Here is a 12,894-nt window from a genome sequence, read left to right on the forward strand (position 1 = left end):
TTACTAAGTTCTCTTGGAACTTGGTAAACCTCTAAAAATAATAAGAGAGATAAAATATAAGTTAAACCTATAAATAAGAAAAAACGCCTATGGAAGAAAAACTTGTCTGACAGAAGAAATAGATCTGACTAACTATTTCTATCTGATTATCCTTACCCTAATTTTTGAGAGAACTATTTTATTTAACAACAAAATTATCAATCATTTATGAATGAAGATCGCAAAAAACGAGGATTAGCAAATAGCAAATTCTTCACAGCAGTAGCCATCAGTGCACTGTTTTTAGGAAGCGGTAATGCGATGGCTAACCAGGTTGCTTCGGATCATGTTTCAGAAGTAACAGAGCAGTTACAATCTATCAATGTTACAGGTTTGGTTGTAGATGCGGCAGGCGAGCCGGTTATCGGTGCCAGTGTGGTAGAAAAAGGGACAACTAATGGCATTGTTACTGACGTTGACGGAAAGTTTACTTTGAGTGTGAAGCCAGGAGCAATATTAAAAATATCATTCGTGGGTTATCAGCCCCAAGAAGTAAAGGCTACACCTACTATGAAAATCGTGTTGAAGGAAGATACGGAATTATTGGATGAAGTAGTAGTAGTTGGTTACGGTACACAAAAGAAAGCCAATTTAACAGGTGCAGTTACTACTGTGGACTTGAATAAAACGATGTCAGGCCGCCCTCAGCAAGATGTAACCAAAGCACTGCAAGGTGCGGTTCCTGGTTTGAGTATCACGACTGAAAATGGTGATATCAACGGGAGTGCTGCAATGCGTATTCGTGGTGTCGGTACGTTAAGTAATTCTGAAAAGAGTAATCCGTTGATTGTTGTGGATGGAGTCCCGATGGATGACATTTCTTTCTTGAATACACAGGATATTGAGAGTATCTCTGTACTGAAAGATGCTGCTTCTACCTCTATTTATGGTACACGTGCAGCTTTTGGTGTTATTTTGATTAATACGAAAAGTGCTAAGCCGACGGAAAAGGTTACTATAAATTATAGTAATAATTTCGCGTGGGATCAAGCAACTTATCTTCCGAATTTCCCGGATGTTCCTACACAACTTCGGGCTGCATTGGAGGCTAAGGCCAATGCTAACCAATATGAAGTGGAACTCTTTGGTATGTATTTTGATAAACTATTGCCTTATGCCGAAAAGTGGGCACAACAGAATGGAGGAAGAAAACTAAAATATGGTGAAATGAGACCGTATCAGAGTGACAGCAATGTGGGGGATTATAATATCATTGACGGAACTCCTTATTATTATGCTGACTGGGATGTGCAGGATATTTATTATAGTAAAGCAGCCCCTTCACAAAGCCATAATATATCTGTTCAGGGAAGTTCTGGTAAGACGAACTATTACCTTTCTTTTGGTTATGATGAGAAAGAAGGTATTATGAAAGTACGTCCCGATGAATTGAAGAAGTACAATGTTTCAGTGAATGTAACGACCAATTTATATGATTGGTTGCAAGTAGGTGCACGTGTCAATTACTCTCGTAAGGCTTATCAGCGTCCTGACATTTACAGTAGTACTTATCAGACCCTTTGGCGTTGGGGTTCTTTCTTCATTCCTTCAGGTACCATTGATGGTTATGATACTCGTCTTATGTCTATGCGTAAGCAAGCATCCGACCGTAAGGAAATAACTGACCTTACCCGTTTGAATGGATTCTTGAAAGCAGAAATAGTAAAAGGACTTACTTTGAATGCTGATTTCACTTATGCAATTCAGAACTTGAACAGTGGCTCTGAAGACTTCTCGGTCTATGGTATTGACTGGTCGGGAATGCCTACTCCTAAATATATTGTTACCAAAAGTAACTCAGCAATCTGGCGTGATAATTCCAAGCAGAATACTTGGACTTTGAATGCATATGCCAACTATGCCAAAACTTTTGCAAAGAGCCATAATTTGAATGTAATGGTCGGAGCTAATGCTGAAGAAGTAGATTACACTTATTTATATGGATACCGTAAAGGATTGTATGATGAAGCATACCCTGAATTGAATTTGGCAAGCCAAGATGGACAACAAATAAACTGGTCGCATACTTCCCGTGCTTCAGCCGGTTATTTCGGACGTATCAACTATGATTACAAGGGTATCTATCTGTTGGAAGTAAATGGACGTTACGATGGTTCTTCCAGATTTCCACATAATGATAAATGGGCATTCTTCCCTTCTGCTTCTATCGGATATCGCTTCTCGGAAGAGGCTTATTTTGCACCATTGAAGAAAGTGATTAGTAATGCTAAGTTACGTGCATCCTATGGTGAAATCGGAAATGAAGCCATTGGAGATTATATGTTTGAAGCATTGATCAGCCAACGAGAAAATACATCATCTACAGGATATATTTATTGGGTGGATGGCAATGGAGCTAATGCAAATAGATTGACTCAGTACAATATGCCTAAACTGGTGTCAAAGTCTCTTACTTGGGAACGCATCCGCACTACTGACATTGGTTTGGATTTAGGTTTCCTGAATAATGAATTAACTGTAGGATTTGACTGGTATCAACGTGAAAATCGTGATATGCTTGCTCCTGCCCAGGTTCTTCCGAACAGTGTAGGTGCTACTGCTCCTTACGATAATGCAGGTACACTGCGCACCCGTGGATGGGAATTAAACCTCGATTGGCATCATAAATTCGGTGAATTTAATGTGTATGCTAACTTCAATCTTAGTGATTCAAAGACAAAAGTAACGAAGTGGAATAATGATACTAAGTTGCTCAGTTCTTACTATTCGGGCAAGAATTATGGTGATATCTGGGGTTTCGAAACAGATCGTTATTTTGAAGAATCTGACTTTACTGGTCAGAATGCAGATGGTTCATGGAACTACAAGCCGGGTATTGCTGGTCAATCTGCACTTGAGCGTGCTCCGTTCCATTATGGTCCTGGTGATATTAAGTTCAAAGATTTGGATGGCAGTGGCGCGATTGACGGTGGAAAAGGAACCGCTGATGATCATGGTGACTTGAAGATTATCGGTAATTCACTCCCTCGTTATGAATATGGCTTCCATCTGGGTGGTAACTGGAAAGGCATTGACTTAGATTTATTCTTCCAAGGTGTGGGAAAACGTTCTGATTGGACTATTTCTTCTTTGAATTTCCCGATGATGCGTGCAGCTGACTTGGCTATCTACGATAATCAAAAAAGTTTCAATAGAGTATTCTATACTGATGATTGGAAAACGATTACCGGTTATGATATTGACCAGAGTAATACTTATCCTCGTTTATATCCGGGAAATGAAGCCAAAGGTACTGTGTCAGGTATTGCAAACGGTTCCAATAACTATTATCCGCAATCTCGTTACTTGACTGATATGTCTTATCTTCGTTTAAAGAACGTAACTGTTGGCTATACTTTACCGAAGGAGTGGACCCGTAAAGCTTTCATCGAAAAGGCACGTATCTACTTTAGTGGTAGTAACCTCTTCTTGCTCTACAAGGGCAGTGATCTTCCTGTTGATCCGGAAATCAGTACTGGTGATGGCCTTACCTATGGAGGCTGGGGACGTACAACTCCTATCACTCGTACCTTCTCATTCGGTATTCAGGTAACCTTATAATAACTATTAAACAATAAGAATGATGAAAAAGCTATTCATATACGGAACAATGGCACTGATGGCCTTGACAAGTTGTAATGACTTTCTCGACAAAGCACCTTTGGATGCCTTTACCAATACTCCTGCATATTGGAGTAATACGAGTAACCTTGACAACCAATGCAATACATTCTATAACAACTATTCGGGTTATGGAAATGGCAGCGGTGGCGGATGGTTTTATTTCAAAACATTGAGTGATGATCAGGTAGACTATCAGTCGACAGTCTGGACTTATACAAGTGTAGTAGCCACTTCTACAAATTGGTCCGATCCTTTCACAGAAATTCGTCGTGCCAATTATATTATTGAAGGACTGCAAACTTCTTCTCTTGATGATGCTGTTAAGGCTAATTATGAAGGTCTGGCACGTTTGAACCGTGCATGGGAATATTATCAATTGGTTCGCATGTATGGTGACGTACAGTGGATTACTACAGTTGTGGATCCGGCAGACAAGGATGTGGTTTACGGACCACGTACGGATCGAGATATTGTAATGGACAATGTCCTAGAAGACCTGAACTATGCTGCAAGTACAATTACGGGCACTAACAAACAACGCTTTAGTGCTGACATGGCGTTGGCAATGAAAGCTGATATCACATTGTATGAAGGTACCTACTGTAAGTATCGTAATGCAAGTGACAATGCTGGTAAAGCTGCTGACAACACTCGCGCTGAGAAGTACTTGCGTGAATGTGTGGCTGCTTGTGAAGCATTGATGACTAAGGGATACTCATTGAATCCGAGTTATAAGGGAAACTATAATTCAATATCGCTTAGTTCTAATCCTGAAATGATTTTCTACAAGCCTTATTCTCAAAATGTTTTCATGCATTCTACCATTGACTATACTGTTAATACAAGTGGTACTAGCGGTATGACCAAAAATGCTTTCGATAATTACTTGTTCCTTGACGGTAAACCTAAAGCAACCACTACAATGGATACCAATGATGCCGCAGTGAAAGATGCAGATGGTAAATACAATCTTGAGTCTGTTCTTGCTGTTCGCGACAAGCGATTGGCGGCTACTCTCGATCCTGTGTTATGCTTCAAGGGTAGTGCTTATAGTCGTGCCGGAGTTGCAGGGTTCACTTCTACTACTGGTTACGGTATAGCTAAATATGATAATCCGGAGGAGTTGGCGGTAAGTGACCGTAACAGTATCAACAAGCAATATACTGACTGTCCGCTTTTCTGGCTGTCTGTTGTCTATCTGAACTTCGCTGAGGCTAAGGCAGAACTTGGAACATTGACGCAAGCTGATCTTGACAAGTCCATTAATAAGTTGCAAGAGCGTGCCGGGCTACCCGGTATGACCACTCAACCGGAAGCTGATCCAGCCAACAATATGGGAGTTAGCAATTTGATATGGGAGATCCGCCGTTGTCGTCGTTGTGAGTTGATGTGTGATAACTGGACTCGTTATTGGGATTTAATTCGTTGGCATAAACTTGATTTACTTGATTCCTCCAAAAATCCTACGATCTATCTTGGAGCTAACATGAAGAATGTGGAGAATCCGGAAGTCGATGTGAATAATGATGGATATATGATTGGTTCTAACACTCTTAACCAGCCACGTACCTACGAACCAAAGCACTATTTCTATCCGATACCTACAACTCAGCTGACTTTGAATACGAATATGGAACAGAATCCGTTCTGGAAATAAGGTGAGATTGTTAATGGTGTAACTGAAAGAGGTTGAATTCTATTTACTTAGAGTTCAACCTCTTTTCTTGCTGTGATATAGGGGGATGGTTGGATATCATAAAATATTTTCTATCTTTGTAAAAAGCTGTCTGTTAGTAAAATAATAATTTTGTCATTAGAAGTATGCTTAAATTAAGAATGTTATCACAGGGAATTGCAGGACCACGGTTTGAAAGGCCGGAGGAGGTTGTTGAATGGATGGGTGCTATGCAGGCGCAAGAGATCAGGGCGGCTAAGTGGGCAGTCGGGTTGCGTATAGCGAAACCTTCGTTGACGGCTGTTCAGGAAGCATTGGATTCAGGGCGGATTTTGCGTACTCATGTGATGCGTCCTACGTGGCATTATATTCCGGGAAAGGATATAAAATGGATGACTGAATTGTCTGCTAAGAGTATGTTGTCAAAGTTCAGCTTTTATGCAAAGCATCATGGCCTAACAAAAGAGGATTGTTTGCTGTACAAGCCCCAAATAGAAGAAATTCTGACCGGACAACATCTGACGTGCCAGGAAGCTCTTGAACAGCTTCAGTTGAAAGGTATAACTCTCAGTGAACCCATCGTTAAAATGCATCTAAGTTTTGGTGAGGCGGACGGAACAATATGCAGTGGCATTGAGAAGAATGGGAAACATACCTATGCATTGACCAGTGAAAGGATTCCGGATGCTATAGAACTCTCTCGTGAGGAGGCTCTTGCTGAACTCGCCCGAAGGTATTTCAGAAGCCACGGTCCGGCAACACTGGAAGATTTCGTTTGGTGGTCTGCATTGAACATACGTGAAGCACGTAGCGCTATAGCGTCACTTGGGCAGGAAATTATTACAGAACGATATAATGACAGGGAGATGATGATACATGTCTCTTCACCCGGACTTACCGAGGAGGTGGAAGTTGATGAGAAAAGTATTCTTCAGTTTCTTCCGCCGTTTGATGAATATCTGGTGAGTTATAAAAACCGCTTTGACTGTATAAAGGAATCGCACGCTCAGTATGCCTATAATAATTTTGGTATATTCCAACCTGTTATTCTTCATCAAGGCCGTATCACCGGGAATTGGCGTAAGGCCTCAAAGAAAGGAGTTTTTGATACATCTTTCTTCCCAGGGTGCAGGCCTGCTGCAAAGAAGCTTGTCGAAAAAGCTATAAAGGAATGCCTATTGTTTCATGAAAGTTGATTCCTCGTATGGAAATTCAGTTTACGCCAAATGGTAACTTTGTTAACCCCACACGGTAACTCCATTTACACACCGAAGTAAAGGGCGTTACATGCCGAGGTAAAGGTCGTTACAGTAAGGGGTAAAGGTCGTTACATACGGCAGTAAATGCTTTTACATATTGTAGTAACTAATTGGTAAATACTATTAGTTGATTATCAGTAAACTAACAAAATCATATCACTAACCTTTAATTCATTTCCATGCCGAGATGAATGAATCCCGCCAATGGGTTAGTATGAAAAAGAGGTTATCTCGTTCGGGATAACCTCTTTTTTCGTTTACAACCATTTCTCTAATGGTTCTATTTTATTGGTAATGCTTAGAGAGCATTCTCTTTTACCAAATATTCTGCAATCTGTACTGCGTTCAGTGCGGCACCTTTCTTGATCTGGTCACCCACAATCCAGAAAGTCAGACCGTTTTCATTAGCCAGATCCTTACGGATACGACCTACATAAACGGGATCTTTGCCTGCAAGGAACAGAGGCATTGGATATTCCTTTTCGGCAGGATTATCCTGCAATACCAAGCCGTCGCCTTTTGCAAAAGCTTCACGAGCTTCTTCCACTGAAATAGGACGTTCTGTTTCTACCCAAATGCTTTCAGAGTGAGAGCGAAGAGCAGGAACGCGTACGCAAGTTGCACTTACTTTAATGTCGGAGTGCATAATCTTACGGGTCTCGTGGAACATTTTCATTTCTTCTTTAGTGTATCCGTTATCGGTGAATACGTCAATCTGAGGAATGAGGTTGAATGCCAACTGGTATGCAAACTTTTCAACAGTAACAGATTCACCTGCTAACACCTGGCGGTATTGTGTGTACAATTCATCCATAGCGGCAGCACCTGCACCGCTGGCAGCCTGATACGTAGAAACGTGTACAGTCTTTATGTGAGAAAGCTGTTCGATGGCTTTCAGTGCCACTACCATTTGTATAGTGGTACAGTTAGGGTTGGCGATGATGCCGCGTGGACGATCTTTTGCATCGGCAGCATTTACCTCGGGAACTACCAAAGGTATGTCATTATCCATACGGAAAGCACTGGAGTTATCGATCATCACAGCACCATGTTTGGTGATGGTCTCGGCATACTCTTTAGAGGTACCAGCGCCTGCGGAAGTGAAAGCGATATCAACCCCTTTAAAGTCATCGTTGTGTTGCAAGAGTTTTACCTCGATCTGTTTACCGCGGAATGTGTATTTTGTTCCGGCACTGCGTTTAGAACCGAACAACACTAACTCATCCAACGGGAAATTCCTTTCATCGAGCACACGCAGGAACTCCTGTCCCACGGCTCCGCTTGCTCCAACAATAGCTACTTTCATTTTCTTTTGTTTTTTAATTAAGTTTATAAAAATGTTCTTCTATGCTTAAAAACGATAGAATTGACTGCAAATTTATAACAATTTGCTGTATGACAACGTATAAAATGAAAAGTTTTTTGTTATTTTGCAACGTAAACCTAAAACTTGAAGCCCATGGACTTATTTGACTTCAGTCTAAAACTTCCCATTACCGACCCTACATGGATATTTCTCCTTGTACTTCTTATTATATTGTTTGCTCCTATTTTGTTGAATAGGCTTCGTATCCCACATATTATCGGTATGATATTGGCAGGATTGGTAATTGGCGAGCATGGGTTTAATATTTTAGCACGGGATAGTAGTTTCGAGTTGTTTGGCAAGGTGGGTTTATACTATATCATGTTTCTGGCTGGTCTGGAAATGAATATGTCAGACTTCAAGCAAAATAGGGGAAAGGCCGTAATGTTAGGGTTACTGGCTTTTATCATTCCAATTATGATCGGTCTCGTGGTGAACATGACCTTCCTGAAATATAGTTTGATCACTTCTGTTCTGTTGGCAAGTATGTATGCTTCGCACACGCTGGTGGCATATCCTATCGTGATTCGATATGGTGTTTCCCGACATCGTAGTGTAAGTATTGCAGTGGGAGGTACGGCGGTGACTGATACCCTTACGCTGTTGGTTTTGGCTGTGGTAGGTGGTATGTTTAAGGGGGAATCCGGTGGACTGTTCTGGGTATGGCTGGTTGTCAAAGTGGTTTTCCTGGGTGGATTGATTATGTACTTCTTCCCTCGCATAGGGCGTTGGTTCTTCCGCAGATACGATGATAATGTGATGCAATTCATTTTCGTGCTTGCCATGGTATTCTTGGGGGCAGGCTTAATGGAATTTGTAGGGATGGAAGGCATTCTCGGAGCTTTCCTTGCCGGCTTGGTCTTGAACCGGCTTATTCCGCATGTTTCTCCATTGATGAATCACCTGGAGTTTGTGGGTAATGCACTTTTTATTCCTTACTTCCTGATCGGTGTGGGAATGCTGATTGACATACATGTGATTTTTGGTCATGGTGATGCATTGAAAGTGGCTGGAGTAATGATCGCTGTTGCTTTGACTGGTAAATGGATTGCTTGTTGGCTGACGCAGAAGATATATAAAATGGCAGCTATTGAGCGGGAACTGATGTACGGCTTGAGCAATGCCCAGGCGGCGGCTACATTGGCTGCTGTACTGGTCGGATATAATATAATTCTGCCTAATGGTGAAAGACTGCTGAACGACGATGTCCTGAATGGTACTGTATTGCTAATCCTCGTGACCTGTGTGGTAAGTTCATTTATTACTGAACGTGCTGCCCGTAAGATCGCTATCGATGAGGCCCATCTGGAGGATGAAAAACGTCCGGTAGAGCTGGAAAAGATTTTAATACCGGTTGCCAATCCGGATACGATTGAAGATTTGGTGAGTCTGTCCTTGTTGATACGTGATCCTAAACAGAGAGATAATCTGGTGGCATTGAATGTGATTAATGATAATAATGCATCGGAAGCTCTGGAACTTCGCGGAAAACGTTATCTGGAGAAGGCGGCCATGATAACGGCATCGGTGGATGTACCGCTGAAACAAATCAGCCGTTATGACTTGAATATTGCTTCAGGTATCATTCATACGGCAAAAGAGCATGGGGTGACGGATGTGATTATTGGTTTGCACCGTAAAGTTAATATTGTGGATTCCTTCTTTGGTATGTTGGCGGAGAACCTGTTGAAAGGTTTGCACCGGGAAGTGATGATTGCAAAGTTCCTGATGCCGATTAATACTATACGGAGAATTAATATTGCTGTTCCGCCGAAAGCAGAATATGAAGCGGGTTTCCAGAAGTGGGTAGAACATTTCTGCCGTATGGGAAGTACATTGGGATGCCGGGTGCACTTCTTCGCTAATGAAGAAACTACTACGCTTTTACAAATACTGGTAAAGAAGAGGTTTAGTTCGACAATGACTGATTTCTCCCGTTTGGATGATTGGGGGGATTTACTGTTGTTGACCGGACAAGTGAATTATGATCACTTACTGGTGATTATCAGTGCCCGCCGTGGTTCTATTTCTTATGATCCTGCATTCGAAAGACTTCCTGCCCAGTTAGGAAAGTATTTTGCCAACAATAGTTTGATAGTGCTCTATCCGGATCAGTTGGGTGAACCGCAAGATATGCTGTCTTTCTCTAATCCACGTGGTAATAATGAAGATCAGCATTATGAAAAGGTAGGCAAATGGTTCTATAAATGGTTCAAGAAGAGTAATTAGTGATTAGCAACAAAGTGATAAGTGATTAGTGAGGATGGAAGATTGGAGACAGAGGACACGGCTCTTATTGGGTGAGGAGAAGATGGGACGTTTGCAGCAGGCACACGTGCTTGTAGTGGGTCTTGGTGGAGTAGGAGCGTATGCAGCGGAGATGATTTGTCGTGCCGGAGTGGGACGCATGACGATTGTGGATGCGGATACAGTGCAACCTACGAATATCAATCGTCAGCTTCCGGCCTTGCATTCTACATTGGGAATGAGCAAGGCGGAAATCTTGGAGAAACGTTTCCGGGATATTAATCCGGAAATTGAATTGACAGTGTTGTCGGTATTCCTGAAAGATGAGAATATTCCCGAACTGCTGGATGCAGCATCCTATGATTTTGTAGTGGATGCCATTGATACGCTGGCTCCGAAATGCCATTTGATTGCAGAAACTTTAAAGCGACATATTAAGATTGTTTCTAGTATGGGAGCCGGAGCAAAGAGTGATATAACCCAGGTCCGCTTTGCCGACATATGGGATACCTATCATTGCGGACTGAGCAAGGCAGTCAGAAAACGACTTCAGAAAATGGGAATTAAACGTAAACTTCCGGTGGTATTCAGTACGGAACAGGCGGATCCGAAAGCGGTGCTGCTGACTGAGGATGAAATGAATAAGAAATCAACATGTGGAACAGTTAGTTATATGCCGGCGGTATTTGGATGCTATTTGGCGGAGTATGTGTTGAAGAGATTATGATCAGTAAGCGCAATCTTTTGCCACCTTATTGGCAAGATGTTGCCACCGTATTGGCACAACTTTGCCAGCAGTGTGGCAAAAGTTTGCCAATGCGATGGCAAAGAATTAGTACTTAAGTAATCATTCATTAGACAAAAATGAAGCATATATGATACAATTACAAGGAATAACCAAGAGTTTCGGTAGCCTGCAAGTTTTGCGGGGGATCGATTTGAATATAGATAAGGGCGAGATTGTTAGTATTGTTGGACCGAGTGGAGCGGGAAAGACTACTTTACTTCAAATTATGGGAACATTGGATGCTCCTGACAACGGGACGGTAACTATCGGCGGTACTTTGGTCAGCCGGATGAAAGAAAAGGAGTTATCCGCTTTTCGTAATAAGCATATCGGATTTGTATTCCAGTTTCATCAGTTATTGCCCGAATTTACAGCATTAGAGAATGTGATGATACCTGCTTTTATTGCCGGTGTCAGTCAAAAAGAAGCTACTGCATCTGCTTTGGAATTGCTCGAATTCATGGGTTTGGCAGATCGTGCCGGGCATAAACCCAATGAACTTTCCGGCGGAGAAAAACAACGTGTGGCTGTAGCCCGCGCCCTTATTAATCATCCTGCTGTGGTATTGGCCGACGAACCTTCGGGCAGCCTTGATACTCATAACAAGGAAGAATTGCATCAGCTATTTTTTGACCTTCGTAGTCGTTTCGGACAGACATTCGTCATTGTCACCCACGATGAAGGACTGGCGCAGATTACAGACCGCACAGTGCATATGGTGGATGGAGAGATCAGTAAAGGAATTATTTCTGTTTGATAAGTACGGAAATAATTTTCTTCATAACTTCGTTGTTTTCCATCACACCTTTGAAATTATCAGAAGAAGGACCATATGCAAAAATAGGAACCATAATTGGTGTATGTCCTTTACTGCTGAAATTTCCTTCTAAGGATGATTGGGCGATATCTCCTTTTTTGATACTAAGTCCTCCCGTTTCATGGTCAGCGGTAACAATGACCAAAGTGTTTTTATCTTTGTCTGCAAAAGCAATGGCTTCTGCTACCGCTTTATCGAAATCTAATACTTCCTGTATTACACCTGCAAAATTATTCTCATGTGCCCTTTTATCTATTTGTGCTCCTTCTACCATAAGAAAAAAACCTGTTGCTTTCTTATTGTTCAGGAATTCTATTGCATTTTTGGTTGTTTTAGGTAAGAATTCACCTCTTCCATATTGTTTGCTGTCCACATCTTTTTGAAATGCTATTAATGCTATTTTTGCATTTCTTAGGTTGTTGCTTACCTCCTTATAATCGTTAAGGATGATAAAGTCCTGAGCCGCTAGTATCTGTTTATACTGAGGGTAAACTTTCATGAAATGTTCATCTGAACCACCGGCAATAAAAGACAATTTACTTTTAGGTAAGTCTGTCAGAATTTCTTTGGACATGCCTCTGTCTTTTTGGTGAGCGAAGAAGGCGGATGGGGTAGCACCGGAGATATTGTCAGTAGTTACCACTCCGGCAACAAATTTCGATTGGGTAACTATTTCCGGGATATTTTTTATTAAGGCATCATTCATATCCACACCAATAGCTCCATTATGTGTTTTATGTCCAGTTGCATAGGCGGTTCCTGATGCTGCAGAATCCGTTGTGAATTTATCACCGGACTGTGTCTTTATTAGACCGATTGTTGAAATATTGGTAATGGATAGTTCATTATGGTTGGCATACATGCCTGAAGCAAGATGAGCCAGTCCCATTCCATCTCCAATCATTAAAATTACGTTTTTTACCGGATTATTCTTAAGAATATCATCTCCTTTGGGAATATATGCTTGATGATAGTCTTGATTTTTATACTTGAGGTTATTTGTTTCTTGAGCATGAATTGCCAAGTTACATTGGATAAGTGTAAACAGTGTTACAAATAATAAATTTAGCTTTTTCATTA

The 12,894-nt window shown here is 41.5% G+C and carries 8 protein-coding genes; 6 read left to right on the plus strand and 2 right to left on the minus strand.

The window, feature by feature from the left end; translation table 11 throughout:
* Positions 1 to 207: 207 nt before the first annotated feature.
* The 3 genes from BWI44_RS16915 to BWI44_RS16925 all read left to right on the plus strand — a co-directional run bounded on the left by BWI44_RS16915 (position 208) and on the right by BWI44_RS16925 (position 6,534).
* On the plus strand, positions 208 to 3,600 hold the full coding sequence (locus BWI44_RS16915) for a SusC/RagA family TonB-linked outer membrane protein (protein WP_007660594.1): 3,393 nt from the start codon (positions 208 to 210) through the stop codon (positions 3,598 to 3,600).
* 22 nt (positions 3,601 to 3,622) lie between these two features.
* Positions 3,623 to 5,320 carry a RagB/SusD family nutrient uptake outer membrane protein gene (locus BWI44_RS16920; protein WP_044154717.1) on the plus strand — a complete coding sequence of 566 codons (1,698 nt, stop codon included), beginning with the start codon at positions 3,623 to 3,625 and terminating at the stop codon, positions 5,318 to 5,320.
* A gap of 164 nt (positions 5,321 to 5,484) precedes the next feature.
* Positions 5,485 to 6,534 carry a winged helix DNA-binding domain-containing protein gene (locus BWI44_RS16925; protein WP_007660592.1) on the plus strand — a complete coding sequence of 350 codons (1,050 nt, stop codon included), beginning with the start codon at positions 5,485 to 5,487 and terminating at the stop codon, positions 6,532 to 6,534.
* A gap of 361 nt (positions 6,535 to 6,895) precedes the next feature.
* Here the strand turns inward: BWI44_RS16925 and BWI44_RS16930 are convergent, their stop codons facing one another.
* Positions 6,896 to 7,903: an aspartate-semialdehyde dehydrogenase gene (locus tag BWI44_RS16930; RefSeq protein WP_007217016.1), complete on the minus strand. Its 1,008-nt coding sequence runs from the start codon at positions 7,901 to 7,903 to the stop codon at positions 6,896 to 6,898.
* 153 nt (positions 7,904 to 8,056) lie between these two features.
* Between BWI44_RS16930 and BWI44_RS16935 the strand changes: the two genes are divergently transcribed.
* The 3 genes from BWI44_RS16935 to BWI44_RS16945 all read left to right on the plus strand — a co-directional run bounded on the left by BWI44_RS16935 (position 8,057) and on the right by BWI44_RS16945 (position 11,754).
* Positions 8,057 to 10,192 (plus strand): cation:proton antiporter, encoded by a 2,136-nt coding sequence (locus BWI44_RS16935; RefSeq protein WP_007660591.1) that lies wholly within the window; start codon positions 8,057 to 8,059, stop codon positions 10,190 to 10,192.
* A 34-nt stretch (positions 10,193 to 10,226) separates the two neighbouring features.
* Positions 10,227 to 10,937, plus strand: coding sequence for a tRNA threonylcarbamoyladenosine dehydratase (locus BWI44_RS16940; RefSeq protein WP_195208752.1), 711 nt, complete (start codon positions 10,227 to 10,229; stop codon positions 10,935 to 10,937).
* A gap of 148 nt (positions 10,938 to 11,085) precedes the next feature.
* Entirely contained in the window at positions 11,086 to 11,754 is a 669-nt protein-coding gene (locus BWI44_RS16945) for an ABC transporter ATP-binding protein (RefSeq protein WP_007660589.1), read from the plus strand.
* Here BWI44_RS16945 and BWI44_RS16950 read toward each other — a convergent pair.
* A complete protein-coding gene (locus BWI44_RS16950; RefSeq protein WP_195208753.1) occupies positions 11,741 to 12,892 on the minus strand; it encodes an alkaline phosphatase in 1,152 nt (383 codons plus the stop codon). The genes BWI44_RS16945 and BWI44_RS16950 overlap by 14 nt on opposite strands.
* Positions 12,893 to 12,894 lie beyond the last annotated feature (2 nt).

Source organism: Bacteroides sp. Phil13 (genome assembly GCF_001940965.1).
Classification (GTDB): domain Bacteria; phylum Bacteroidota; class Bacteroidia; order Bacteroidales; family Bacteroidaceae; genus Bacteroides; species Bacteroides intestinalis.